1 protein-coding gene is annotated in these 608 nt (G+C 75.5%); it reads right to left on the bottom strand.

Annotated elements, in window-relative coordinates:
* Positions 1 to 608, bottom strand: a 608-nt coding sequence (locus KUM32_RS35470; protein WP_217146044.1) for an amidohydrolase family protein, incomplete at both ends; no start/stop codon positions are given.

The following is a 608-nucleotide window of genomic DNA, read 5'->3' as shown; positions in this document are numbered from 1 at the left end:
GTGTGCGCCACCCGGATCATCTCGGCGAGCTCGGCCTGCTTGAGGCCGGCGTCGGCGCCGTGTACGCACAGCGCCCCGTGGCCGCCCCCGGGGTAGGGCTCGTGCATCCAGGCCGTCTCGTTCGGCGGCACCCCGTCGGCGAACACCTTGACCCCGATCGCGGCGAGCCGCCGTTCGTCCACGTCACGCGGCAGGGCGAGCCCGCGCAGGCCGGTGGTCACGTCGGCCGCCGAGCCGCCCATGGGCGCGGGCAGCAACAACACCCGTACCCGTGAGGCCAGTTGGCCGGCCCTGGCCAACTCGACGTAGGCGTGCAGGGTGCCGGTGTCGAGCCCGCCGCCGAGGATCTCGGCGCCGCCCGGGCCGAGGCCGGGCTCCGTGAAGCTGGTGATGCCCTCGGCGTGCAGCGCCGCCACGGCCGACCGGATCGCCTCCTTGCGCTGGGCCACGGTCGCGGGCGGCACCAGCCGCTGGACGAGCGCCTGTGCCGTCTCCTTCAGGATGCCGGTGGGTTCCCCCGCGCCGTCGGTCTCGATCACCCCGCCCGAGGGTGACTCCGTGTCGCGGGCGATCCCGGCGCGGGCGAGCGCCGCCGAGTTCACCCAGAC

The organism is Streptomyces sp. AC627_RSS907, assembly GCF_019049165.1.
The sequence above is the reverse complement of the archived record's forward strand: the minus strand, read 5'-3'. Positions and strand labels throughout refer to the sequence as shown.